Annotated in this window: 26 protein-coding genes; 18 read left to right on the forward strand and 8 right to left on the reverse strand. The window is 59.4% G+C overall.

All coding sequences use genetic code 11. The annotated features are described in order from the left end of the window. The first annotated feature begins 90 nt into the window (after positions 1–90). The 5 genes from ACXPUX_RS06235 (at position 91) to upp (ending at position 3818) form a co-directional block, all read left to right on the forward strand. A complete protein-coding gene (locus ACXPUX_RS06235) occupies positions 91–1299 on the forward strand; it encodes a hypothetical protein (RefSeq protein WP_458830828.1) in 1209 nt (402 codons plus the stop codon). An 85-nt stretch (positions 1300–1384) separates the two neighbouring features. After that, positions 1385–1810, forward strand: coding sequence for a tRNA (adenosine(37)-N6)-threonylcarbamoyltransferase complex ATPase subunit type 1 TsaE (gene tsaE / locus ACXPUX_RS06240; RefSeq protein ID WP_236131348.1), 426 nt, complete (start codon positions 1385–1387; stop codon positions 1808–1810). After that, the gene (tsaB, locus tag ACXPUX_RS06245; protein WP_458830831.1) at positions 1807–2514 is read left to right on the forward strand and encodes a tRNA (adenosine(37)-N6)-threonylcarbamoyltransferase complex dimerization subunit type 1 TsaB; all 708 of its coding nucleotides are present in this window, start codon (positions 1807–1809) and stop codon (positions 2512–2514) included. The genes tsaE and tsaB overlap by 4 nt, the downstream gene beginning before the upstream one ends. Before the next feature lie 44 nt (positions 2515–2558). Continuing rightward, the gene (rpiB, locus tag ACXPUX_RS06250; RefSeq protein WP_112090383.1) at positions 2559–3005 is read left to right on the forward strand and encodes a ribose 5-phosphate isomerase B; all 447 of its coding nucleotides are present in this window, start codon (positions 2559–2561) and stop codon (positions 3003–3005) included. Between the two features lie 186 nt (positions 3006–3191). Further along, on the forward strand, positions 3192–3818 hold the full coding sequence (gene upp, locus ACXPUX_RS06255; protein WP_349152539.1) for a uracil phosphoribosyltransferase: 627 nt from the start codon (positions 3192–3194) through the stop codon (positions 3816–3818). Positions 3819–3875: 57 nt separating this feature from the next. On the opposite strand, the gene ACXPUX_RS06260 is transcribed toward upp, so the two are convergent. Next, a complete protein-coding gene (locus ACXPUX_RS06260; RefSeq protein WP_458830834.1) occupies positions 3876–5204 on the reverse strand; it encodes an MATE family efflux transporter in 1329 nt (442 codons plus the stop codon). A 38-nt stretch (positions 5205–5242) separates the two neighbouring features. Then, positions 5243–6154 (reverse strand): pyridoxal-phosphate dependent enzyme, encoded by a 912-nt coding sequence (locus ACXPUX_RS06265; RefSeq protein ID WP_458830836.1) that lies wholly within the window; start codon positions 6152–6154, stop codon positions 5243–5245. Between the two features lie 226 nt (positions 6155–6380). On the opposite strand from ACXPUX_RS06265, the gene ACXPUX_RS06270 reads away from it, so the two are divergent. From ACXPUX_RS06270 to uvrC, 9 genes are all read left to right on the forward strand, one after another. Continuing rightward, positions 6381–6764, forward strand: coding sequence for a sigma factor-like helix-turn-helix DNA-binding protein (locus ACXPUX_RS06270; protein WP_458830838.1), 384 nt, complete (start codon positions 6381–6383; stop codon positions 6762–6764). 26 nt (positions 6765–6790) lie between these two features. After that, entirely contained in the window at positions 6791–8146 is a 1356-nt protein-coding gene (gene ffh / locus ACXPUX_RS06275) for a signal recognition particle protein (RefSeq protein ID WP_005920375.1), read from the forward strand. Between the two features lie 69 nt (positions 8147–8215). After that, entirely contained in the window at positions 8216–8458 is a 243-nt protein-coding gene (gene rpsP, locus ACXPUX_RS06280) for a 30S ribosomal protein S16 (RefSeq protein ID WP_022257433.1), read from the forward strand. An 18-nt stretch (positions 8459–8476) separates the two neighbouring features. Beyond that, the gene (locus tag ACXPUX_RS06285) at positions 8477–8710 is read left to right on the forward strand and encodes a KH domain-containing protein (RefSeq protein WP_005920371.1); all 234 of its coding nucleotides are present in this window, start codon (positions 8477–8479) and stop codon (positions 8708–8710) included. 228 nt (positions 8711–8938) lie between these two features. Then, positions 8939–9475 carry a ribosome maturation factor RimM gene (gene rimM / locus ACXPUX_RS06290; RefSeq protein ID WP_458830841.1) on the forward strand — a complete coding sequence of 179 codons (537 nt, stop codon included), beginning with the start codon at positions 8939–8941 and terminating at the stop codon, positions 9473–9475. A 3-nt stretch (positions 9476–9478) separates the two neighbouring features. Next, positions 9479–10726: a tRNA (guanosine(37)-N1)-methyltransferase TrmD gene (gene trmD, locus ACXPUX_RS06295; protein WP_458830843.1), complete on the forward strand. Its 1248-nt coding sequence runs from the start codon at positions 9479–9481 to the stop codon at positions 10724–10726. 281 nt (positions 10727–11007) lie between these two features. Continuing rightward, on the forward strand, positions 11008–11271 hold the full coding sequence (locus ACXPUX_RS06300) for an HPr family phosphocarrier protein (protein ID WP_005920365.1): 264 nt from the start codon (positions 11008–11010) through the stop codon (positions 11269–11271). A gap of 85 nt (positions 11272–11356) precedes the next feature. Then, a complete protein-coding gene (locus tag ACXPUX_RS06305; RefSeq protein WP_458830845.1) occupies positions 11357–11605 on the forward strand; it encodes a hypothetical protein in 249 nt (82 codons plus the stop codon). After that, on the forward strand, positions 11602–13452 hold the full coding sequence (gene uvrC, locus ACXPUX_RS06310; protein ID WP_458830847.1) for an excinuclease ABC subunit UvrC: 1851 nt from the start codon (positions 11602–11604) through the stop codon (positions 13450–13452). Before ACXPUX_RS06305 ends, uvrC begins: the two co-directional genes overlap by 4 nt. Positions 13453–13519: 67 nt before the next feature. On the opposite strand, the gene ACXPUX_RS06315 is transcribed toward uvrC, so the two are convergent. The 6 genes from ACXPUX_RS06315 to ACXPUX_RS06340 all read right to left on the reverse strand — a co-directional run bounded on the left by ACXPUX_RS06315 (position 13520) and on the right by ACXPUX_RS06340 (position 17528). Then, positions 13520–14098 (reverse strand): hypothetical protein, encoded by a 579-nt coding sequence (locus ACXPUX_RS06315; RefSeq protein ID WP_458830849.1) that lies wholly within the window; start codon positions 14096–14098, stop codon positions 13520–13522. A 79-nt stretch (positions 14099–14177) separates the two neighbouring features. Further along, complete coding sequence (locus ACXPUX_RS06320; protein WP_458830851.1) at positions 14178–14609, reverse strand: DUF1700 domain-containing protein; 432 nt, start codon at positions 14607–14609, stop codon at positions 14178–14180. Positions 14610–14612: 3 nt separating this feature from the next. Next, entirely contained in the window at positions 14613–14930 is a 318-nt protein-coding gene (locus tag ACXPUX_RS06325) for a PadR family transcriptional regulator (RefSeq protein ID WP_005920353.1), read from the reverse strand. A gap of 219 nt (positions 14931–15149) precedes the next feature. Continuing rightward, positions 15150–15977: a transporter substrate-binding domain-containing protein gene (locus ACXPUX_RS06330; RefSeq protein WP_458830853.1), complete on the reverse strand. Its 828-nt coding sequence runs from the start codon at positions 15975–15977 to the stop codon at positions 15150–15152. Positions 15978–16025: 48 nt separating this feature from the next. After that, entirely contained in the window at positions 16026–16826 is an 801-nt protein-coding gene (locus ACXPUX_RS06335; RefSeq protein WP_458830855.1) for an amino acid ABC transporter ATP-binding protein, read from the reverse strand. Between the two features lie 18 nt (positions 16827–16844). Then, on the reverse strand, positions 16845–17528 hold the full coding sequence (locus tag ACXPUX_RS06340) for an amino acid ABC transporter permease (protein WP_015536889.1): 684 nt from the start codon (positions 17526–17528) through the stop codon (positions 16845–16847). A 541-nt stretch (positions 17529–18069) separates the two neighbouring features. On the opposite strand from ACXPUX_RS06340, the gene ACXPUX_RS06345 reads away from it, so the two are divergent. The 4 genes from ACXPUX_RS06345 to ACXPUX_RS06360 all read left to right on the forward strand — a co-directional run bounded on the left by ACXPUX_RS06345 (position 18070) and on the right by ACXPUX_RS06360 (position 23254). Beyond that, on the forward strand, positions 18070–19104 hold the full coding sequence (locus tag ACXPUX_RS06345; protein ID WP_458830858.1) for an NAD(P)H-dependent glycerol-3-phosphate dehydrogenase: 1035 nt from the start codon (positions 18070–18072) through the stop codon (positions 19102–19104). Positions 19105–19341: 237 nt separating this feature from the next. Next, positions 19342–20139, forward strand: a complete 798-nt coding sequence (locus ACXPUX_RS06350) for a zinc dependent phospholipase C family protein (RefSeq protein WP_458830860.1) — start codon at positions 19342–19344, stop codon at positions 20137–20139. 43 nt (positions 20140–20182) lie between these two features. Continuing rightward, positions 20183–21439 (forward strand): MFS transporter, encoded by a 1257-nt coding sequence (locus ACXPUX_RS06355; protein ID WP_458830862.1) that lies wholly within the window; start codon positions 20183–20185, stop codon positions 21437–21439. A gap of 525 nt (positions 21440–21964) precedes the next feature. Further along, positions 21965–23254 (forward strand): O-acetylhomoserine aminocarboxypropyltransferase/cysteine synthase family protein, encoded by a 1290-nt coding sequence (locus ACXPUX_RS06360; protein WP_015536893.1) that lies wholly within the window; start codon positions 21965–21967, stop codon positions 23252–23254. Positions 23255–23328 lie beyond the last annotated feature (74 nt).

A 23328-nucleotide genomic window follows, 5' to 3' on the forward strand; every position in this document is an offset into this window, starting at 1 on the left:
CCCGGCGGCACCCTACAATGAACCTGTGGACGCAGCCTTGCGTACAACAGCCCCGGCAGTGTGCCGGGGGAGAGGAACGGAAAAGAAGAAATGGAACATACAGTTTATCGCCGCCTGCTCAGCGCGGTGTGCGCCATTGCGCTGGCCTTTACGGCAGTGTGCCCGGCAGTAGCCGCCGTGCCGGAGGAGACCACCGGCACCCCCCAGACCCTGACCGCCTCTGAGGTGCAGGAGATGCAGCAGACGGATGCCGCCGTCACCGCCCTGACCGACAGCGCCGCTTACGCCGGAATGTCGGAAGAAGAGCGTCAGGACGCAGCGCTGGCGCAGCTGGATGCGCTGGCGGCGCAGGGGCTTGTAAAAAAGGACAGCATCTATGTGGATGCGGAAAACGGCATGATAAGCTTTACTTACAGCTGCGGCGCGCTGGGCGGTATTCTGCTCACCGACACCGAGAGCGAGGCAGACGCCGCCCTGCCCGGGCCGGAGCTGGAGGATGCGCCCGCCCTGCTCGCCGCCGAGAACGGCACCGTGGGCAATGCAGTCATCTACTATGCCTTTGATAACGGGGTCAACAGTAACCGCTACCCCTACTATTCTTATATGAAGGACTACTGGAACGGTTTCGGGCTGGACACCCATCTGGACATGATGGTGACCGTCTCCGACCTGAAGCGGATGGCGGACTACGACCTTGCCATCCTCAGCGCCCACGGCGCGTACTACACCTATGAGTATGGCTGGCTGTGGAAAAAACAGGCCACCGCGCCCATCCTCCTGCTGCTGGAAAAATCTGATTTCTGGAACGACCTGCGCTACGGCATGGATCTGCTCAGCCACCGGGTCATCAAGGTAAACGGCTGCTACGCCGTCACCGGAGGCTTTTTCGGCAATGCCTACCGGGGCGGTAAGCTGAACGGCACCATCGTGCTCTCGGAGACCTGCGAGTTCTACGGACGCAGCGGCCATGTGGACACCACCCTTTCGGACGGGCTGCTCTCCGGCGGGGCAAAGGCCGTGGCGGGTTTTGTAAACAACGTGTACAGCGTGTATTCCCGCAGTATGCTGTGGGCGACCGTGAACCGCCTGATCGAGGGCGAGACCTTGCAGCAGGCCATTGATTACGGCCTTGAGGTCTACGGCGAAAACGACATCGTATGGTACATCAACCAGAACACCGGACGGCGTCCCCACCCGGCGGCGTCCTACCCCATCATTCAGGGCGATAGCACCGCCCGGCTCACCGCGCCCGGCACGGCAGCGAACGGCATAGCGGAGCAGACCCCTGCTGCCGCCTGACCATTGCACTTTTGTGTGTTTTATATTATACTTAGGGATGGCAGAGTGTCTGCCATCCCTTTTTTGAAACGATGAGGTAACCTTCATGTCAGAATATATCACCCATTCCCGCGCCGAGACGGTGGCGCTGGGCAAGCGGATGGCCGCTGTGCTGGCTCCCGGGGCATTGATCGCCTTTACCGGTGGTCTGGGCGCAGGCAAGACCGCCTTTACCGAGGGTCTTGCCGAGGGTCTGGGCTGCACCGACCCGGTGTCCAGCCCCACCTTTGCCATCGTGAACTACTACCGGGGCCCGCGTCCGCTGGCGCACTTTGACCTGTACCGCATCTCCACCGAGAACGATCTGTGCGCGGCGGGCTTCTACGATTATCTGGATCAGGGCGCTGTGGTGGCGGCAGAGTGGAGCGAAAACTTTGCCGACCTGTTGGCGCTGGAAAACCCCATCCGGGTGAACATCGACCGTCTGGACGATACCACCCGCAAGATCACCATTGAGGGGGTGACGGTATGAATATTCTGGCCGTGGATACGGCAGGCAAGACCGCCGGTGTAGCGCTGCTGCAGGACGACCGCCTGCTGTACGAGGTGTATCTGGACGGCGGCATGACCCACAGCGAAACGCTGATGCCTATGATCGACACCTGCTTAAAGATGTGCGGGCTGACCTGCGCGGACATCGACCTGTACGCTGTCAACGCAGGCCCGGGCAGCTTCACCGGCCTGCGCATCGGGCTGGCCGCCGTCAAGGGTCTGGCCTTCCCGCGCGAGACCCTGTGCGCCCCGGTGTCTACCTTGGAAGCGCTGGCTGCTGCCCACACCGGCGAGGGTACGGTGCTCTGCGCACTGGACGCCCGCCGCGCACAGGTATACAGCGCTGCCTTTGACCTTGCCACTCACGCCCGCCTGCTGGACGACGACGCCCGGGCAGTGACAGATCTGGCGGATTTTGTAGAAAATTGCAAAAAGCCCCTGTTTTTTGTTGGTGATGGCGCGGGTCTGTGCTATAATAAATACAGTAATGTGGCGGGTGTGCTGCAAACACCCCCGGCGCTGCGGGGCGGTCGTGCCGCTGCCGTAGCACTTGTGGCAAAGCAGATGGCCGCAGCCGGGCAGGCTGTGCTGCCGGAGGCGCTGCTGCCGGACTACCACCGCCTGAGTCAGGCGGAGCGGGAGCGGGCCGAGCGTCTGGCTGCCGAAGCCGCAGCAAACAAATAATAAAAGCGGAACTGTGACCACTCACAGGGAAAGGACGTTTTTCCATGGCAAAACCCATCGCACTTGCCGCCGACCACGGCGGATTTGAACTGAAAGAGGCTGTCAAGGCACATCTGGAGGAGCTTGGTCTGGAGTATATCGACTTTGGCACCCACAGCACCGACAGCGTGGACTACCCCGATATGGCTGTGCCCGCCTGTGACGCAGTGGTGAGCGGTCAGTGCGAGAAGGCACTGCTGTTCTGCGGCACCGGTGTGGGCATCAGCATGGCAGCCAACAAGATCAAGGGTATCCGCGCCTGCTGCTGCTCCGACAGCTTCAGCTGCGAGTATACCCGCCGCCACAACGACGCCAACGCCCTGTGCATGGGTGGCCGCGTAGTGGGCGCAGGCCTTGCCTGCCAGCTGGTGGACATCTTCCTGAACACCCAGTTTGAGGGCGGCCGTCATCAGCGCCGCATCGACAAGCTGACCGCACTGGAAAACCGCTGATTTTCTCTGAAGCGGAAATTGAATGTTTAGCGCGGCCGCAGGCCGCGACAAACGCATTTTTCATAGAGAGTTCAAGCGTGCTTGCAGCTTCTCTGTGAAAAAAGCCTTTTATGCGCCCACCGGGTGGGCAAGGCCACAGATCAGTACCCGATAGAATGTTCTATATAAATTAAGGAGCGTGTTTTTATGACCCCGATGATCGTTGAACATCCGCTGCTGCAGCACAAGATCAGCCTGCTGCGCAACAAACAGACCGGCACCAAGGAGTTCCGTGACCTCGTTGGCGAGATCGCAACCCTGCTGTGCTACGAGGCTACCCGCGATCTGCCGCTGGAAGAGGTGGAGATCGAGACCCCCATCACCATGGCAAAGACCAAGGTGCTGGCAGGCCGCAAGCTGGCTCTGGTGCCCATCCTGCGCGCCGGTATGGGTATGCTGGACGGTATGCTGACCCTGCTGCCCGCTGCTAAGGTGGGCTTCATCGGCCTGTACCGCGACGAAAAGACCCTGCAGCCTGTGGAGTACTTCTGCAAGCTGCCGCAGGATATCGCTGAGCGCGACGTTCTGGTGCTGGATCCCATGCTGGCTACCGGCGGCAGCGCCATCGACGCCATCACCCAGATCAAGAAGCACGGCGCAAAGCGCATCAAGTTCATCGGTCTGCTGGGCGCACCGGAGGGCATCAAGGCTCTGCACGAGGCACACCCCGATGTGGACATCTATCTGGGCGCACAGGACGATTGCCTGAACGAGAATGGCTACATCGTGCCCGGTCTGGGCGATGCAGGCGACCGTATCTACGGCACCAAGTAAAACATATCTATAAAAAAACAATGCCGGAGCGTCAGCGCTCCGGCATTGTTTTTTATCTTACATCTCGCTGCTGCGCAGAAAACGCACCAGCAGGGGCAGCTCGTACAGCAGCATCAGCAGCCAGCCCGCCGCGTAGCTGAAGGGCAAAGCCTCGATATCCATCTTCATCACCAGCACAAACAATGCGGCGGCAGCCACACGGCCACCCATGTTCAGCATACTGCTGTTCAGGGTGACCTTTAAGTCGCCCATGCCGCGGAAAAAGCCCTGAATGCCGTTGGTGGCGGCGGGCATCAGATAAAACAGCGAGATGGTGCGCAAAAACCGCACACCCAAGTCCACCACGGCGGGGTCGGTGGCAAACAGCCGGATGATGGGCTCGGCAAACAGCAGACAGACGGCGGTAAGCAGCAGCGCATAGACAAATTCGATGCGCATCCCGCAGTGGTAGCCCTGCCGCACCCGGTCGGCCTTGCCCGCGCCGCGGTTCTGCGCCATCAGGGTGGTCATGGCGTGGCCGATGTTCTGCTGCGGGGTGTAGGCAAAGTCGTCGATGCGGGAGGCGGCGGTAAAGGCCGCCATGGCGTTGACGCCCATGGTGTTCACGATGGCCTGCACCGCAATTTTGCCCAGCTGCACCGTGGCCTGCTGCATGGCGCTGGCCCAGCCGTAGCTTACGGTTTTGCGCAGCAGCTTGCCGTCATACACCAGCCACCGCCTGCCCAGCTGCAGGACCGGCACCTTGTAACGGATGTACACCACGCACAGCAGACAGCAGGCAGCTTCGCTGAGCACGGTAGAAAGGGCGCAGCCCTCGCTGCCCCAGCCCAGTGCCTCCACAAAAAACAGGTCGCCGCCGATGTTCAGCACCGCACTGATCATCAAAAAATACAGCGCACTCTTGCTGTCGCCCAGCGCACGCATGGTGGCAGCAAGGAAGTTATAAAAGAAGGTGAAGATCAGCCCCGCAAATACGATGCGCAGGTAGTTCACCGCAATGGGCAGAATGGAAGCGGGCACCTGCAGCAGCCGCAGCAACGGGTCTGCCAGCAGCACGCACAGGGCAGAGAAGGTCAAAGAGAACATCGTGCCCGCAATGGCGGTGGTGGATACCTGCCGCTCCACCAGCTTGGTATCTCCTGCGCCAAAGGCGGTGCTGACCAGAATGCCTGCGCCCAGACACATCCCGTTGATGAACAGGATGGCAAGGGTCATCAGGGGGTTGGAGGTGCCCACGGCAGCCAGTGCGTCCTCGCCCACAAACTTGCCCACAATGATGCTGTCGGCGGCGTTGTAGGTAAGCTGGAACAGGTTGCCCAGCACCAGCGGAATGGTAAATTTGATCAGCAACGGCGTAATGGCGCCACTGGTCATGTCCTTGGTCATGAAAAACGTCCTTCTTTCCTATTGACAGAAGCAGCCGCTTACACGATGCTGGCGCGTCCGCTGAAAATGGCCAGCGCAGCGCGGCTGTTGCAGTTGGCCAGCAGCTGGGCGGCGGCGTGCAGGGCAGCACCGGCGCTGACCGAAGCAGGGATCGCATCGGTGCGCAGCACCTGCTGGGCAGCCCGCTGGGCGTCCCGGCTTGCCACGGCGGAAACGTTATCCACCACATAGCTGTTGTAGTTTTCCGGCACGATGCCGTAGCCGATATCCGGGATGCCGTGGGGGCCGGTAAGCCCGCCGCCCAGCACCTGATTTTCGTACGGCTCCACCGCCACGATGCGCACATCGTTCGTCCATGCCTTGATGGTCTCGCCCACGCCGGTCACCGTGCCGGCGCTGCCCACCCCGATGGTAATGGCGTCCACAAGGCTCTGGTCCTGCCGGGCAATGCTCTGCACGATGGCAGGGCCGGTGACCCGGCGGTGGTACTCCGGGTTATCATCGTTGGCCAGCCAGTTCATATAGTACCAGCCGTTCGCGGCGGCAGTCTGCGCCGCCAGCGCCCGCGCCCCGGCCAGACCGCTGCGGGCGGGGCTGTGCCGGATCTGTGCGCCCAAGCGCAGCAGGTACTCCTGTCGCAGGGCAGGGGCGTCCTCCGGCATCACCAGCACGATGGGATGCCCAGCGGTCAGGCTGGCCAGCGTCAGGGCGGTGGCAAATGGGCCGGAGGCCGCCTCGATGATGGGCTGCCCCGGGGCAAGCTGCTTTTTTTCAATGGCAAGGGCCAGCATCCCCTCGGCAAGGCCGTCCCGGGCGGTGCCGGTGGGGCCGTTAAAATCCAGATAAGCGTACAGATGCCCCTTCAGCCCGCAGGCGGCGGCATAGCCCCGCAGCTCCACAATGGGACAGGCAGTGGTAAGGGTCTGGTAAAAATTAGAGTAGATCGGCACAAGGGCACTCCTTTCTCTTGGGATACAACACTATTATCCTAACGCAAAGCCCCCGGCTGCGTCAAGATGCCTTTTGGCAAAAACAGCGAATTTTGGGCAGATATTTCAGAAAAAACTCCAAAATCCCCTTGACAAGGGGCAGGGGTTCTGGTATACTCCATCCGTAAAGCAAAAAAACTTTACAACATAGCAAGTACAGACAGCAGCGCACCGGGGGTCAACAGCAATGGCAAAAGATCTGGAAATGGGGTATCTGCTGGACTTTTATGGCGAGGTGCTTACCCAGAAGCAGCGCGAGATGCTGCGCCAGTATTATAACGATGACCTTTCGCTGAGCGAGATCGGCGAGAACTTCGGCATCACCCGGCAGGGCGCACGGGACGCCATCAAGCACGGCGAGACCACCCTGAAGGAACTGGAAGAAAAGGTAGGCTTTGCAGCCCGCTACCGGCGGGTGCAGCAAAAGCTGGAACAGCTGGAACAGCTGGTCATCGACACCCGGTTCGAGTGCACCGGCCCCCACGCCAATATCACCACCACGGAATATGTGGAAACGCTGACAAAAATGCTGGAGATCATCCGCTCGATGGATGAAGCAAACGAAAGCTGATCGAATTTTGAAAGGAGCACCGCACAATGGCATTTGAATCCCTGACCGACCGCCTTGCCGGTGTATTCAAAAAGCTGCGCGGTCACGGTAAGCTGACCGAGGCAGATATCAAAGCCGCCATGCGCGAGGTGCGGATGGCTTTGCTGGAGGCCGATGTCAACTACAAGGTTGCCAAGGACTTTTGCGCAAAGGTATCCGAGCGCGCCATGGGTCAGGAGGTCATGGAGAGCCTGACCCCCGCCCAGCAGGTGGTCAAGATCGTCAATGAGGAGCTGGTAGCCCTCATGGGCGGCAGCGAGGCCGCCCGCCTGAACATCAAGAACAAGGGCCAGACGGTCATCATGCTCTGCGGCCTGCAGGGCAACGGTAAAACAACCCACGCGGCAAAACTTGCCAAGTTCTATATCAAGCAGGGCCGCCGCCCCATGCTGGTGGCCTGCGATATCTACCGCCCTGCGGCGATCGACCAGCTGCAGGTGGTGGGCAAACAGGCCGGTGCACCGGTGTTCACCCTGCCCGGCGCAAAGCCACCGGAGATCGCCCGCAAGGCATTGGCACATGCCAAGGACTACGGCAACGACATCGTCATTCTGGATACGGCAGGCCGCTTGCAGATCGATGAAGTGCTGATGCAGGAGCTGGTGGACATCAAGGCCGCCGTTCCCGTGGACGAGACCCTGCTGGTGGTGGACGCCATGGCCGGTCAGGATGCCGTCAACGTGGCTAAGACCTTCAACGAGACGGTGGGCGTGGATGGCATCATCCTCACCAAGACCGATGGCGATACCCGCGGCGGTGCAGCGCTTTCCGTGCTGGCCGTTACCGGCAAGCCCATCAAGTTCCAGGGCACCGGCGAAAAGCTGGATGATCTGGATGTGTTCCACCCGGACCGCATGGCAAGCCGCATCCTTGGCATGGGCGATGTGCTCAGCCTGATCGAGCGTGCACAGGATGCCGCCGACGAAAAGGCTGCCGAGGAGACCGCCAAGCGGCTGATGGAAAACAAGTTCGATATGAACGATATGCTGGAGCAGTTCGCCCAGATCCGCAAGATGGGCGGTGCAGGCGCGATGCTCAGTATGCTGCCCGGTGCTTCCGGCATCGACGCCAGCCAGATCGACGAAAAAGCCTTTGACCGCATCGAGGCCATGATCTATTCCATGACCAAGGAAGAGCGGGAAAAACCTTCCATCATCAACCCCAAGCGCAAGCGCCGCATTGCCGCAGGCAGCGGTACCCGTGTGGAGGATGTGAACAAGCTGCTCAAGCAGTACGAGATGATGCAGAAGATGATGAAGCAGTTCAAGAAGAGCCCCAAGGGTTTTGCCCGCCGTCTGGGCGGCATGATGGGCAACCCCAACGCCTTCCGCGGACTGAAATAACAACGGTATACAACCCCGGCGGGGTTTGTAACATATATCAAAAACAACAATTTTTGGAGGATATCTATTATGGCAGTTAAGATTCGTCTGCGCCGCGTTGGCGCCAAGAAGGCTCCCTTCTATCGTGTTGTCGTTGCTGACAGCCGCTTCCCCCGCGATGGCCGCTTCATTGAGGAGATCGGCACTTACGATCCCAACAAGGAGCCCTCTGAGGTGAAGATCGATGCCGAGAAGGCAAAGCAGTGGATCGCTAACGGCGCTCAGCCCACTGATACCGTTCGTGTCCTGCTGAAGAAGTCCAACATTCTGTAAGTAGGGGAGGGCTGACTCATGCAGGAGCTGTTGCTGGCAGTTGCCCGCGGTCTCGTGGAGGACAAGGACGCCGTCAAGGTCACGGTGGACGAGCCCCGCGAGGACGGTACCATCGTCTACCACCTGAGCGTGGCAGAGGGAGATATGGGCCGTGTCATCGGCAAGCAGGGCCGGATCGCAAAAGCCATTCGTGTGGTGATGCGCGCGGCTGCTGTGCGGGTCGATGAAAAGGTCCTTGTTGAGATCGACTGAGCACCCTACTGGCCCTTTGCCCTTGCGGCAAGGGGCCTTTTTGGTTATAGAAAACCCTCTCAGGCGCTTCGCGCCAGCTCCCCCGAAAGGGGGAGCTTGGAGCAGACTGTACACAGGAGCATTCTGAACAAACAAGCAATACACCACCTCTTCGTCAAAAAGCTCCCCCTTCGGGGGAGCTGGCAATGCCGCAGGCATTGACTGAGAGGGTTCTTACAGGAGAAAACGATGCAGCAATATCTGGAAGCCGGAAAAGTTGTTACCACCCACGGTGTGCGCGGGGAAATGAAGCTGGAGCTTTGGTGCGACGGGGTGGATTTTTTGAAAAAAGCGGGTCGCCTGTACCCTTCGGCACAGGGCGGCAAAGCATATAAGATCCTTTCCATCCGTCCGCAGGGGCAGATGGCGCTGCTCCAGCTGGAGGGGGTCAGCGACATGGACGCCGCCCGGGCGCTGCGCGGGCAGGTGTTCTATTTTGACCGCAACGATGCCACTCTGCCCGCAGGCCGGTGGTATGTGGCAGACCTCATCGGGTGCGAGGTACGGGACGCTGATACCGGCAAGGTGTACGGCGTAGTGACCAGCGTGGACCACCCGGGTGCGCAGGATATCTACACCGTCAAGGCACCCGGCGGCAAGGAGTATATGTTCCCCGGGGTGGATGCCTTCCTGAAAGAGCGCAACCCGCCGGAGGGATATATCCTCGTCACCCCCATCCCCGGCCTGCTGGATGACGACTTTGACAGCGAGCGGGAGGAGGAGTAAGCCATGGGAATGCGTGTGGATATCGTGACCTTGTTCCCGGAGATGTGCCAGCAGGTGCTGGATGCCAGCATCATCGGCCGGGCAGCAAAGCGGGGCTATATTGAGACTCACTGCCACCAGATCCGGGACTATACCCTGAACAAGCAGAAACAGACCGACGATTACCCCTACGGCGGCGGCTGCGGCATGGTGCTGTACGCCCAGCCCATCGCGGACTGCCTGCGGGCGGTGCAGCGCGAGGTGGCCCAGCAGGGACGCCCCGCCCCGCATATCGTGTTCCTGACGGCGGGCGGCCAGCGCTACACCGAGGAGCACGCAAAGCGCTTGGCTGAATATGACAACCTGACGCTGGTCTGCGGCCACTACGAGGGCATTGACGAGCGTGTCATTGAAGCTTTTGCGGACGAGGAGATCTCCATCGGTGACTATATCCTGACCGGCGGCGAGCTGGCCAGCCTTGTGGTGGCAGACAGCGTACTGCGCCTGAAGCCCGGCGTACTGGCCGAGCAGAAGGGCTACGAGGAGGAAAGCTACTGGGACGGTCTGCTGGAATACCCCCAGTACACCCGCCCCGAGGTGTGGGAAGGCCGTGCCGTGCCCGAGGTGCTGCTGGGCGGCGACCATGCAAAAATCGACGCGTGGCGCGGCGAGCAAAGCCGCACCCGCACCCGTCTGCGCCGCCCGGAGCTGTACGAGCAGTGGTGCATGAGCCACCCCATTGCCGAAGTGCCCAAGTGGAAGCGGGGCGAGAATGTCCGGCTGGTAAAGACCGCCGAGCAGTTTGCCGCCGCCGCAAAGCTGTTTGCCGAGGGACGGCAGACTGTCTGCGCCGACAACTGGACGCCGGAATACTGCCGCACCCTGACCGAGCCGCAGTTTTTGCTGCAATTGCAGCAGGAAAAGGCGGCGGGCTGGGTGTGCTACCTGCACACCACCAAGGATGTGCCGGACGGCATGGTGTGCGTCAGCCATAAGGCGGGGCATATCGAGCACCTGTTCGTCACGGAAAAAGCCCGGGGCAACGGCATTGGCGCAAAGCTGCTGGATTTTGCCCGCAAAAAGCTGCCGGAGCACGCACACCCGGTGCTGAGTGTGCTGAACACCAACACCCGCGCCATTGCGCTGTATACCCGCATGGGCTGGCAGCTGGACGGAAGCATCAGTCTGGAATTTGACCCGCAGCAATACCCTACCGTGACGCGTAAATGCGCACTGGTGCAGATGCGCTACGCAGGCCCTGCGCAGGAGTGAGCCGCGCCGGAAATATCGGTAAAAATACACAAAATTCAGAGGAAAACTCCCCGGCAGTCTAAAAGTTGTTGAAAACTTTTGTATTACCCCTCTAACCTTCGGGGTATAATTTTATTATCTTTGTACAAAACCTGAAAAATGCTCCCTGTTTCATTGGGAAAAGCGCCAAAAATGCAAAAGGGGACTGTACAACCGTTTCGACTTGCGCTAAAATGAGTGTAACACAACAGGCACACTATGCTTTTGTACACCAAAACGATATTAGATAGGAGCGCTTTACTATGTACGTAAAAGAAGTTACCGTTGAAAATCAGGTTGGTCTGCACGCTCGTCCGGCTACCTTCTTTATCCAGAAGGCAAACGAGTTCAAGTCTTCCATCTGGGTCGAAAAGGAAGAACGCCGCGTGAACGCAAAGAGCCTGCTGGGCGTTCTGTCTCTGGGTATCGTTGGCGGCACCACCATCCGCATCATCGCTGACGGCGCTGATGAGCAGGCTGCCGTGGACGGCCTGATCAAGCTGGTGGAGTCCGGCTTTGCAGAGTAAGTCTGTATCACAAGCAACAGAAAGCGGCGGGGGTTCCCTGCCGCTTTTTTGATAAGCTTTTTTACGGGAAGAAGGAGGGCTTTTTATGAGCGAGAAAAACAAGCGGCGAATGGAAAAGTTCGTTGCACTGTGTGATTCCGGGAAGCCGTGGTATGCGTTCCTTGTTCTGTTCAGCCTGCTGCTGGCGGCAAATGCCCTGCTGGAGCTGCTTACCGAGCAGCGGGTCAAGAGCTGGGTGTGGCTGCTCAATGTGGCGGGCATCGTGGGCTGCGTGGCCGATCTCTTCCACTGCAAAAACCTCCGGGTTGCCAAGGCTGAGGACGAAAACGCATGACCAAGACCGAGCTCTATCAAAAAGCCTGTATGCTGCCGCTGCTGCCCGGGGTGTATATCATCCGGGACAAAAGCGACACCATCATCTATATCGGCAAGGCCAAGCGCCTGCGCATCCGGGTAAGCCAGTATTTCCGCGAGGGCGTGCCCCACGATAACAAGGTCAGCCAGATGATCGCCCATGCCTATACCTTTGACGTCATCGTCTGTCAGAGCGAGTTCGAGGCGTTGGTGCTGGAGGCCAGCCAGATCAAGGCGCACACCCCTAAGTACAACATTCTGCTCAAGGATGACAAGGGTTACAGCTATATCCGCGTCACCCGGGAGGACTGGCCGCGCCTTTCCTTCACCCTGCAAAAGGAGGAGGACGGGGCAGAGTATATCGGCCCCTACACCTCCAGCTTTGCAGCGCGGCAGATGGCAGAAACGGCCATGGATGCCTTTTTGCTGCCGCGCTGCTCCAAGCGCTTCCCGCAGGAGATCGGCAAGGGCCGCCCCTGCCTGAACGCCCATATTGGCAAGTGCATGGCGGTGTGCAGCGGAAAGATCAGCTGCGAGACCTACAATCAGGCGGTCAAAAACGCGGTGCACCTGATCCGCTACGGCAAAAAGGATATCCTGAAAACCCTCAACGAGCGGATGCAGGAGGCCTCCGACCGGCTGGAATTTGAGACCGCCGCCCTCCTGCGGGACCAGATCAATGCCATCACCAAGCTTACGGCAGGGCAGAAGGTGGTGATAGACCCGGACGTGGAGATGGACGTGGTGGCGCTTGCCGGCACGCCGGACAGCGTGTGCGCGGCGGTGTTGCGCTTCCGGGAGGGACGGCTGACCGACAAGCGGGAGTTTCTGTTCCACGATACCTCGGATATCGACGCGGTGCGGGAGGAATTTCTGCCCCGGTACTATCTGGACGATGAACAAATTCCAAAGATCATCGCGGTGGATGCGCTGCCGCCGGACGTGGATGCCTTGCAGCAGGCGCTGAACCAGAAGCGAGGCAGCGAGGTACAGCTTTATGTGCCCCAGCGGGGCGATAAAGCGCATCTGGTGGAGATGGCGCACACCAACGCGGTGGAGCGTCTGGCGCGGGAGAGCGGCCGCTACGCCCGGGAAGAAAAGCTGCTGGACGAGCTGGCACAGGTGCTGGGGCTTTCAAAGCCGCCCCGCGCCATCGAGAGCTACGATATCTCCAACTGGGGCGATGGCAGCAGCGTCTGCGGCATGGTCACCTTCAAGGATGGCAAGCCCTTCAAGGCGGGCTACCGCAAGTTCAAGATGAAAACTGTTGCAGGCACGGACGACTACGCCTCGCTGGCGGAGACCGTCTCCCGCCGGGCGGCAGAGTACGAAAAATACGCTGCACAGGCCGAAAACGGCCAGCCAAGCGGCAACTGGTTCGGACAGAAGCCGGATCTTTTGCTGATGGACGGCGGCAGGGGACAGGTGAGCGCCGCAAAGGAAGCACTGGCCGGTACGGCACTGGCAGATGTGCCGCTGTACGGCATGGTAAAGGATGACCACCACCGCACCCGCGCCATCGTGGACAGCGACGGGCGGGAAATTGCCATCAACATGAACCGGGGTACCTTTACCTTCATCACCGCCATTCAGGACGAGACCCACCGCTTTGCCAACGCCTACCGCAAGCAGCAGATGAAGCAGAAAAGCTACTCCTCCACCCTGACCGAGGTGCCGGGCGTAGGCCCCAAAACAGCCAAAGCCCTGCTGACGCAGTTCAAGAGCGTGGGCGCGGTGAAGGACGCCACCCCCGACCAGCTGGAAAACACCCCCGGCGTGGGCAAACAGCTGGCGCAGACCATCTACGATTATTTTCATCAGGTATAAGCACAAAAGAGCCCCTCTTCTCTGGCGCAAAGCCGTAGAAGAGGGGCGGTTTCTGTTATGAGGGGCGTTATCTTTCAGTGTTCAGATCGATCAGCCCTCTGGCATAAAGATTCAGGATCCCGTTGGGACCGGTAGAGGTATAGCGTTTATCGTATGTCTTGCTGCCGATGCGTACAACGTTATCCGTGCGGGCATCGGTCGTGTAGTCGGCGGGGTCGCCATCCAGATGCAGCTGGATGCAGCGGGTCGCGGTGATATTGGCGTATTCTGCAACGGAAAGGTGATCGATCATGCATCCCCCAGCAGGCAGCTCGACCAGCAGGTCGCGGGTCACGGTTAGGTCTTCGGCACGCAGACCGCCATTGGTCAGCGCAACATTCAGCGTTTTCAGCTGCATGGGCGCAAGGCGGACATCGCCGGTCTCCAAGCTGATGACCAGCCGGGTGAGGGCGTCTGCCGGAATGGTGACGGTGAGCATGGCCTCCGGGGCGTTCTCAGCTACCTGCCAGTTTTCCGGCATTTCAAAGGTCAGGGTAGTGCGGCCGTCCCCGCCGGTGGTGCGCAGAACGGGTGAATGGGGGAAGTTGTCGAACTGGAAGGTGGCGTATTTATCAGAGGTGAGGGACGGGTCGGTGACAAAGGTCACAGAGCCGTAGTTCAGGCTGAGCTTCAGCTCCTGATTTAGCTTTTCCAGCGGGATCTGCAGGGTGCTTTCCCCAAGGTCATCAGCAGGAATGGTGAGGGGGGACGGTATCAGCTGGGACAGCGAGGTAGCTGCTGCTGGTCTCCTCCGGGACAGAGCTGCTGTCTGCTGCCGGGGACGCAGATTCGACCGGCTGTACAGGGGTGGCCTTGGAGTGCTGGAAGAAAAAGCAGGCCAGCACCAGCACCGCCAGCCCGCCGCCCAGCATCATGCGCCAGCGGGAACGCGGGGCAGGGGATGCCGGGGCGGCAGAGCTGTCTGCCGGGGTCTGTTCGTCCAGAATTTTGCGGGCGACCTCCTCGGGGCTGCCCAGCTCCGCAATGGCGCGGGCTTCGTTTTCCGGCCCGGCGGCATCCAGATAATCTTCGTAATAATTCAAAGCGTCCTTGCGCTCGGCCTCCGGCAAAGGAGCCAGAAGCTGCTCCAGCGCAGCAAGAAATGCAGTACGGGTCATAGATCATTCCACCTCTCTGAAAAATGTGTCAATGGAAGAACGGTAGCGGCTCCACTCCTGCGCATAGGCGGCAAGCTGCGCCCGCCCGGCGGAGGTAATTTGATAATAGCGGCGGTTGCGGCCATTGAAGGGCGCATCGTAGACCGTGAGCAGCTGGTCTTTCTGCAGTCGGCGCAGCACCGGATACAGGGTGGATTCGCTCAGTTCCAGCGTGTGGGTGACCTGTTGGGTGATCTTGTAGCCGTAGGTACCTTCCGGCTCCTGCGCCACCACGGACAGCACAATGGCGTCCAGCAGCGCGGCACTGATGGGAAAACTCATGCAGGAACAGCCTCCCTTCGATATGGTGTGTTTCTATAATATTATATATCATATAATATTGCATAAGTCAATAGGAAATTTACCCTCTCAGTCTCGCTGCGCTCGCCAGCTCCCCCGAAGGGGGAGCTTTACTGCACGGACTGACAGATAACAAAAAAGCTCCCCCTTTCGGGGGAGCTGGATGCGAACGAAGTGAGCAGACTGAGAGGGTCAAGTTTCTCAGTTTTCAGAGGAAATATCCTGTCCGAAGTACTTTTCACTCAGGGTCTTTAAGGTGCCGTCGGCGCGCAGAGCTTCAATGGCGGCGTTCAGCGCATCCAGATAGGCGGTGTCCTCGCTCTTGAGCACCGGAATCGCCACATGAGAGGCTTCGGCGGTCTGTGCCACCAGCTTGAAGTCTGCGTCCGGGTGGACGTTCAGGTAGTCGTAGAAGGAAACGTCCGCGTTCAGAGTGGCATCAATGCGGCCTGCGGTCAGCAGCTGGATGGTCTCTTCCAGCGTGTCGATGCCCTGCACGGTAGCGCCGTAGCTTTCGGCCAGCTCCATGTAGGTAGAAGCCAGACTGTTGGCGGTGGTCTTGCCCTTCAGATCCTCAAAGCTGTGGATCTCCTCGTTATCCTTGCGCACAGCCAGCGCGGTGTGGATGTAGCCGTAGGGGGTGGTGAAAGCGTAGGTCTTGGCACGTTCTTCGGTCACCTCCACGCCGTTGCACACCATGTCGTAGCGGCCGGCGTCCAGACCGGCAAACAGGCTGTCCCAGTCACTCTCCACATACTCCGGCTCCACGCCCAGCTTTTCGGCAATGGCGCGGGAGACCTCCACATCGTAGCCCACCAGCGTGTCAGAAGAATCATGGTAACTCCACGGCTGCCATGCGCCCTCCAGCGCCACCACCAGCTTGCCGCTCTTCTGGATGCTGTCCAGCTTATTCAGCGTTGCGGAACTGGCAGTACTGGCGGCGGTGTCCTTGGAAGAGCAGCCGGTCATGGACAGCACCCCGGCTGCGGCCATAACGCCCATCAGAGAAATAAAGGTTCTGCGTTTCATAAGTAAAAATTCCTTTCTGTCGTAAAAAATGCAAAAAGAGAAGTGGTTTTATTCCGTATGGGCGATCCTGCGCAGGAAGGCCCGGGTGCGCTCCTCCTTGGGGGATGCAAAGAACTGCTGAGAGGGTGCCTGCTCCACTACCACGCCGTTTTCCATGAACACGGTCTTGGAGGACACGTTGCGAGCAAAGCCCATCTCGTGGGTGACCACCAGCATGGTCATGCCCTCTTCAGCCAGCTGCCGCATCACGCTGAGCACCTCGCCGGTCAGCTCCGGGTCAAGGGCGCTGGTGGGCTCGTCAAAATAAATGATCTCCGGGTCGGCGGCAAGGGCGCGGGCGATCGCCACCCGCTGCTGCTGTCCGCCGGAAAGCTGGCGGGGGTAGTAGTCGGCACGGTCGGCAAGGCCTACCTTGGCAAGCATCTTCATGCCGATAGCATCCGCCTGCTCCTTGGGCAGCTTACGCGCCACAATGAGCCCTTCGGTCACGTTCTGCAGGGCGGTCTTGTTGCGGAACAGGTTGTAGTTCTGGAACACAAAGGCCGTCTTTTTGCGCAGCCGGGCAATGTCGGCGCGGCCTGCATGGGCAAGGTCGAAGCTTTCGCCGTCAAACACCAGCTGCCCGGCATCGGCAGTTTCCAGAAAGTTCAAACAGCGCAGCAGGGTGGTCTTGCCGGAGCCGGACGGCCCAAGGATCGCCACAACATCGCCCTTTTCCACGGCCAGGTCTACCCCGCGCAGCACGGGCAGCTCACTGGCGACCTTCCGTGCACCGGGGCGGTGAAAAAGGCCGGGCTTTGCATAGGTGCGGAAGGTTTTTTGCACATTGCGGATCTCTAACATAGCCATAGGTGCGCACCTCCCTTTTTACTGGAAGCCGCGGGCGTTGAGCTGACGTTCCAGCAGCGCCTGCAGCTTGGTGATGACGGTACAGAACAGCAGATACACCACAGCCACCTCGCAGTAGATGGGCAGGAAGATGTAGGTGCGGGCGGCTACCCGCTGCCCGGCCATGAACAGCTCTGCCACCGTGATATTGGACGCCAGCGAGGTGTCCTTGATCATGCCGATGAGAGAGTTGGACAGCGCAGGCACGGCGGTGCGCAGTGCCTGCGGCAGCACGATGCGGCGCATGATCTGCCACCAGCTCATGCCCACGCAGTACCCGGCCTCCAGTTGCCCCTGCGGCACGCTTTCCAGCGCGCCGCGCATAGTCTCGGCGCAGTAGGCGCCCTCGTTGAAGGCAAAGGCGATGACTGCCGCTGGAAAGGCGTTCAGCATGATGCCCACGCTGGGCAGGCCGTAAAAGATGATGAACAGCTGCACCAGCAGCGGGGTGCCCCGGATGACCCAGATATAGAACCGGGCGATCTGCCGCAGCACCGGCACATTGGCGTACTGCACCAGTGCCACCGCCACTGCGATGATCATGGCAAAAAAGAAGGAGAGAAGGGTCAGCGGAATGGTCATGGTCAGGCCTGCCGTCAGGATGCGGGGCAGTGCCTCCACCAGCACGCTGACCGTGCGGTTGGATAAAAGTGCTTCAAACATCGGTTTTTCCTCAAAGCTAAAAAATGCACAAGCCGGCAAAGCTTTTGCCGACTAAAGCAGTATATACCTTAAAGTAGGGTCAAAGTCAAGAGACTGAATCACCAATCCCTACAAAACCTACCAGAATACTATAGGCAACCCCGCACAATTCCCGCCTGACGGCTTAAGCACTGTTCCGACGGCTGCGGCACGGCATCTGCGTTGCCAAAATGCTCGATAATACACAAAGTATTATCTGCGCTTTTGGCTTAGCATCTGCCGCACCTCGCTCGCCGTATCGGCACTTAGAATTATGCGGTATTGCCTATAATAGCATGAAATGCCCCGCAGCGCAAACGGTTTGTACAAAACGTGTGATATGACCGAAAAATTGCATGAACTTGTTAAATATTTGTGCAATGCGGCAGATGCTTGACGCTGTGGGCGCTTTCGTGTACAATGGACATAACAGTGCGCGGGTGCGGGGCAACGGCCCGGCGCGGCGCAAATCCACCGGCAGGGGGCTTGCCCCTTGCCCGGTGCAGACACGGAGGATACAAACGTGAAAAAGTTTAGTATTGGTGTTCTGGGTGCAGGCACCTGGGGCATGGCTCTGGCACGGATGCTGACCGTCAGTGGCAACGATGTGCAGGTGTGGTCGGCCATTGAGGCCGAGGTGGACAACCTTTCTACCACCCGGGTACACCCCAATCTGCCGGGGATGGTCATCCCGCAGGAGCTGCGTTTTACCAAAAGCATAGAGGAAGTGTGTACCGGCAAGGACGTGCTGCTGTTTGCAGTGCCGTCGGTGTTCGTGCGCGCCACGGCGGCCAAGGCGCGGCCCTATATCCGCTCCGGCCAGATCATCGTGGATGTGGCAAAGGGCATTGAGCCTGATACCTTATATACCATGACCGAGATCCTTGCCGACGAGCTGAGCCACGAGAACGGCCCCCGGGCGGTGCGTCTGGTGGCGCTCAGCGGCCCCACCCACGCCGAGGAGGTGGCGCTGGATCTGCCCACCACCATCGTTTCCGCCAGCCCGGATCTGGAGGCTGCCGAGGTGGTGCAGGAGGTGTTCAGCAATACCTGTATGCGTGTGTACACCAACGCTGATATCAAGGGCGTGGAGCTGAGCGGCGCCATGAAGAACGTCATTGCGCTGGGTGTTGGCATCTCCACCGGCCTTGGCTACGGCGATAACGCCCGCGCCGCCCTGATCACCCGCGGCATTGCCGAGATCGCCCGGCTGGGCGTGGCTATGGGCTGCAATGTCCAGACCTTTGCGGGTCTGGCCGGTATCGGCGATCTGATCGTTACCGCCACCAGTATGCACAGCCGCAACAACCGTGCCGGTATCCTGATCGGCAAGGGCGAAAGCCCGGAGCAGGCCGTGAAGGAAGTCGGCATGGTAGTGGAGGGCATCAACGCTCTGCCCGCCGCCATGGAACTGGCCGAGAAGTACCATGTGGAAATGCCCATTGCCCAGACGGTGAACGCCATCGTCAAGGAGGGCATGAACGCCAGCGACGCGCTGCGCAACCTGATGTCCCGCGACCGCAAGAGTGAGATGCCGCAGGGCTATGAGAGCGTGTGAACCTGAATAAGTAGAAAGGGTACTCCTGAAATGCCATGGGCATTTCAGGAGTACCCTTTTATGTTTGGGGGGAGCGGCGGGAAATGCAGTAAAATTATTAAAACTTTTTACGGAAAACAGACACAAAAGGGTAGAAGGTCGGCAAACTTTCTGCTATACTGAAAACGATAAAATTTTTGGTCAGTGCAGCCGGAACAGGGCGGCGGGCACTGGCACAGCAAGAAGGAGGAATGAGAGATGCCCTCTACCTACGCACACCGCCGCTTTGGCGCAAATGTGCTGGATCATCTGCCTGCGCCGCTGCGGGAAAAGCTGGAGGCGCACCGGGAACTGTACGATATCGGCCTACACGGGCCGGATCTGCTGTTCTATTACCATGCGGAAAAGTCCACCCCGGTCGCCGCGCTGGGCAACGCCATGCACGACGAGCCGGGCAGAACGTTCTTTGACCGGGCACGGCGGGTGGTGCACGAGGAAGCCGACCGCGAGGCTGCGCTGGCCTACGCGCTGGGCTTTGTGTGCCATTTTGCACTGGACAGCACCTGCCACCCCTTTGTGGAGCAGTTTACCCGGGAGAGCGGTGTGACCCACTGTGAGATCGAGACCGAGTTCGACAATATGCTGCTGCGCCGGGACGGCTATGACCCGCTGACCTTCTTCACCGCCAGCCACATCCACCCCAGCGCGGAAAACGCCCGGGTGATCGCGCCGTTCTACAAGGATATTTCGGAGCGGACCGCGCTGGAAGCCCTGAAAGGGATGATCCTGGTGCATAAGGTGCTGCAGGCCTCGAACCCGGTCAAGCGCTGGGTGGTGCTGACCGGCATGAAGCTGCTGGGCAAGTACGATGGGATGCACGGCCTTGTGGCAAACCCGCAGCCGAACCCGCAGTGCACCGAGAGCAACCGCAAGCTGGATGCGCTGTACGCCAAGGCTTTGCCGCTGGCAGAGAGGCTGATCTTAGAGTATGTGGCAAAGCTGGACACGGACGAGCCGCTGGATGCCGCCTACGACCACACCTTTGGGGAATTTTAAAAAACGCGCCGCCCGGCGGTGCAAAAGGGACAAGGGAAATACGATGAAAACTGAAAAATTCAAGGTGACACCGCTGGAGCGGGCATGGATCTTATACGATGTGGGCAATTCGGCCTTTGTGCTGATGATCGCCACGCTGGTGCCCATCTTTTTCAATGCGCTGGCCGAAGCCGGTGGCGTGAGCAAGGTGGACTATCTGGCCTACTGGGGCTACGCAAGCTCCATCGTCACGGTTGTCACCGCCATTCTGAGCCCCATTCTGGGCACGCTGGCGGACACCAAGGGCTTTAAAAAGCCCATCTTCATGCTCTGCCTTTTTGTGGGCGTCATTGGCTGCTGCGCCATGGGTCTGGCGGGCACATGGCTGGCCTTTCTGATCATTTTTATCATTGCCAAGATCGGCTACTCCGGCAGTCTGGTGTTCTACGACTCCATGCTGGGCGATGTGACCACCCCGGAGAGGATGGACATGGTGTCCTCCCGCGGGTACGCGTGGGGCTATATCGGCAGCTGCGTGCCCTTTGTGGTCTGTCTGGCGCTGGTGCTGGGCAGCAGCGCAGTGGGGCTCAGCCAGATGACCGCGCTGTCCATCGCGCTGGTCATTACCGCCGTATGGTGGCTGGTGGTCACCCTGCCGCTGCTGAAAAAATACCGCCAGATCAACTATGTGGAGGTGGAGCAGCACGCCATCCGCCAGAGCTTTGTGCGCATTGGGCAGACCTTGAAGCACCTGCCGCAGGACAAGCAGGTGTTCTGGTTCCTGCTGGCCTTCTTCTGCTACATCGACGGCGTGTATACTATCATTGATATGGCCACCGCCTACGGCACGGCACTGGGGCTGGACACCACCGGCCTGTTGCTGGCGCTGCTGGTCACCCAGATCGTGGCCTTCCCCTCGGCGCTGATCTTTGGACGCCTGAGCCAGAAATATGAATCCAAGACCCTGATCCCGGTGTGCATCGCGGCCTATACCGGCATTGCCGTCTTTGCCTTCTTCCTGAAGAGCCAGTGGCAGTTCTGGGTGCTGGCCGTGGTGGTGGGTATGTTCCAGGGCGGTGTGCAGGCGTTGAGCCGCAGCCACTTTGCCAAGATCATCCCGCAGGAAAAATCCGGCGAATACTTCGGCCTGTTCGATATCTGCGGCAAGGGTGCCTCCTTCCTTGGCACTATGATCGTCAGCGTGGGCAGCCAGCTGACCGGCAGCGCCAACGTGGGTGTGGGCTCCATTGCCATCCTGTTTGTCATCGGCTTTGTGCTGTTCAGCATTTCCACCCGGACAGAGGAGACAAAGCGGGTCTGACCAATTTATGATAAAACGAAGCCCGGAGCGTCCGCAGACGTTCCGGGCTTCGTTTTTGTTCAGAGGGGTCGCTGTACAAAATGCTGTCGGGCGGGGGCAGCGCAGGCAAAATTATCATGCAAAAAATACATCCTTGAAAAAAGTGGAATTAACCTATTGACAAACTAGGTAGAACGGGATATAATGCAAACATCCAATCCACTAGTCTTGTAGGGAAATGAAACAAAGGTTCCCCGGCGGGTGGTACATAGAGGGATGAAAAAGTTTTACCGGAAGGAGGGCACAAAGATGAAGCTGATCTGGAAAGAACTGCTGCACGCGAATTATCGCTGTGGGCGAATGCGTACCCACCGGGCACAGGCATCGGATGTGTACTGTAAGTTGCCCTCGGCTGCGCGAATGTGCGCCCGAATGTGACAGCAGCAACTCCGGTAGACCACATTGCCCGGTGCGCCTTTGAAAACGCATCGGGATTTTTTGTACACAATAATAATACTTTTGGTATATTAAGAGAGGTAAATAACAATGTCTGAATATAAATTTGAGACCCTGCAGCTTCATGTCGGTCAGGAGCAGGCCGACCCCGCCACCGATGCCCGTGCGGTGCCCATCTACCAGACCACGTCCTATGTGTTCCGCAACAGCCAGCACGCCGCAGACCGCTTCGGTCTGGCCGATGCAGGCAACATCTATGGCCGTCTGACCAACTCCACGCAGGATGTGTTCGAAAAGCGCATCGCAGCGCTGGAGGGCGGCGTGGCAGCACTGGCTACCGCTTCCGGTGCAGCCGCCATCACCTACACCATTCAGGCACTGGCACAGGCCGGTGACCACATCGTGGCACAAAAGACCATCTACGGCGGCAGCTACAACCTGCTGGCGCACACTCTGACTCAGTTCGGTGTCAACACCACCTTCGTGGATGCCCACGACCTTGCACAGGTGGAGGCCGCCATTCAGCCCAACACCAAGGCTGTGTATCTGGAAACGCTGGGCAACCCCAACAGCGACATCCCGGATATCGATGCCATTGCCGCCATCGCCCACAAGCACGGCCTGCCGCTGGTCATTGACAACACCTTCGGCACCCCGTACCTCATCCGTCCCATCGAGCACGGCGCAGACATCGTGGTGCACTCTGCTACCAAGTTCATCGGCGGCCACGGCACCACGCTGGGCGGCATCATCGTGGACAGCGGCAACTTCGACTGGAAGGCCAGCGGCCGTTACCCCAACATCGCTGCCCCCAACCCCAGCTACCATGGCGTTTCCTTTGCGGACGCCGCAGGCCCTGCCGCCTTTGTCACCTACATCCGCGCCATCCTGCTGCGTGATACCGGCGCTACCATCTCTCCCTTCAACGCCTTCCTGCTGCTGCAGGGCACCGAAACGCTGAGCCTGCGCATTGAGCGTCATGTGGAGAACACCAAAAAGGTGGTGGAGTTCCTTGCCAACCACCCGCAGGTGGAAAAGGTGAACCATCCCTCGCTGCCGGACCACCCGGACCACGCCCTGTACCAGAAGTACTTCCCCAACGGCGGCGCATCCATCTTTACCTTTAACATCAAGGGCGGCCGCGAGGAGGCCTTTACCTTCATCGACAACCTGAAAATCTTCTCTCTGCTGGCCAATGTGGCAGACGTGAAGAGCCTTGTCATCCACCCGGCCTCCACCACCCACAGCCAGCTGACCGACGCCGAGCTGGCCGAGCAGCAGATCTACCAGAACACCATCCGCCTGTCCATCGGCACTGAGCACATCGATGACATCCTTGCCGATCTGGAAGCCGGTTTCGCAGCCGTCCGCGGCAAGTAAGCAGCGATTCTCTTTCCCGCAAAGGGAATGTGATCTTCCTTTTATTCCTGTCCAAGCCTCCATAAGTGTGCGAC

The sequence above is a fragment of the Faecalibacterium sp. PGM34 genome (assembly GCF_054456555.1).

What these genes read in the sequence shown, in the direction of transcription:
- ACXPUX_RS06235 (WP_458830828.1), top strand. Translation starts at nt 91, where the DNA reads ATGGAACATACAGTTTATCGCCGCCTGCTCAGCGCGGTGTGCGCCATT.
- tsaE (WP_236131348.1), top strand. Translation starts at nt 1,385, where the DNA reads ATGTCAGAATATATCACCCATTCCCGCGCCGAGACGGTGGCGCTGGGC.
- tsaB (WP_458830831.1), top strand. Translation starts at nt 1,807, where the DNA reads ATGAATATTCTGGCCGTGGATACGGCAGGCAAGACCGCCGGTGTAGCG.
- rpiB (WP_112090383.1), top strand. Translation starts at nt 2,559, where the DNA reads ATGGCAAAACCCATCGCACTTGCCGCCGACCACGGCGGATTTGAACTG.
- upp (WP_349152539.1), top strand. Translation starts at nt 3,192, where the DNA reads ATGACCCCGATGATCGTTGAACATCCGCTGCTGCAGCACAAGATCAGC.
- ACXPUX_RS06260 (WP_458830834.1), bottom strand. Translation starts at nt 5,204, where the DNA reads ATGACCAAGGACATGACCAGTGGCGCCATTACGCCGTTGCTGATCAAA.
- ACXPUX_RS06270 (WP_458830838.1), top strand. Translation starts at nt 6,381, where the DNA reads ATGGCAAAAGATCTGGAAATGGGGTATCTGCTGGACTTTTATGGCGAG.
- ffh (WP_005920375.1), top strand. Translation starts at nt 6,791, where the DNA reads ATGGCATTTGAATCCCTGACCGACCGCCTTGCCGGTGTATTCAAAAAG.
- rpsP (WP_022257433.1), top strand. Translation starts at nt 8,216, where the DNA reads ATGGCAGTTAAGATTCGTCTGCGCCGCGTTGGCGCCAAGAAGGCTCCC.
- ACXPUX_RS06285 (WP_005920371.1), top strand. Translation starts at nt 8,477, where the DNA reads ATGCAGGAGCTGTTGCTGGCAGTTGCCCGCGGTCTCGTGGAGGACAAG.
- rimM (WP_458830841.1), top strand. Translation starts at nt 8,939, where the DNA reads ATGCAGCAATATCTGGAAGCCGGAAAAGTTGTTACCACCCACGGTGTG.
- trmD (WP_458830843.1), top strand. Translation starts at nt 9,479, where the DNA reads ATGGGAATGCGTGTGGATATCGTGACCTTGTTCCCGGAGATGTGCCAG.
- ACXPUX_RS06300 (WP_005920365.1), top strand. Translation starts at nt 11,008, where the DNA reads ATGTACGTAAAAGAAGTTACCGTTGAAAATCAGGTTGGTCTGCACGCT.
- ACXPUX_RS06305 (WP_458830845.1), top strand. Translation starts at nt 11,357, where the DNA reads ATGAGCGAGAAAAACAAGCGGCGAATGGAAAAGTTCGTTGCACTGTGT.
- uvrC (WP_458830847.1), top strand. Translation starts at nt 11,602, where the DNA reads ATGACCAAGACCGAGCTCTATCAAAAAGCCTGTATGCTGCCGCTGCTG.
- ACXPUX_RS06320 (WP_458830851.1), bottom strand. Translation starts at nt 14,609, where the DNA reads ATGACCCGTACTGCATTTCTTGCTGCGCTGGAGCAGCTTCTGGCTCCT.
- ACXPUX_RS06325 (WP_005920353.1), bottom strand. Translation starts at nt 14,930, where the DNA reads ATGAGTTTTCCCATCAGTGCCGCGCTGCTGGACGCCATTGTGCTGTCC.
- ACXPUX_RS06330 (WP_458830853.1), bottom strand. Translation starts at nt 15,977, where the DNA reads ATGAAACGCAGAACCTTTATTTCTCTGATGGGCGTTATGGCCGCAGCC.
- ACXPUX_RS06335 (WP_458830855.1), bottom strand. Translation starts at nt 16,826, where the DNA reads ATGGCTATGTTAGAGATCCGCAATGTGCAAAAAACCTTCCGCACCTAT.
- ACXPUX_RS06340 (WP_015536889.1), bottom strand. Translation starts at nt 17,528, where the DNA reads ATGTTTGAAGCACTTTTATCCAACCGCACGGTCAGCGTGCTGGTGGAG.
- ACXPUX_RS06350 (WP_458830860.1), top strand. Translation starts at nt 19,342, where the DNA reads ATGCCCTCTACCTACGCACACCGCCGCTTTGGCGCAAATGTGCTGGAT.
- ACXPUX_RS06355 (WP_458830862.1), top strand. Translation starts at nt 20,183, where the DNA reads ATGAAAACTGAAAAATTCAAGGTGACACCGCTGGAGCGGGCATGGATC.
- ACXPUX_RS06360 (WP_015536893.1), top strand. Translation starts at nt 21,965, where the DNA reads ATGTCTGAATATAAATTTGAGACCCTGCAGCTTCATGTCGGTCAGGAG.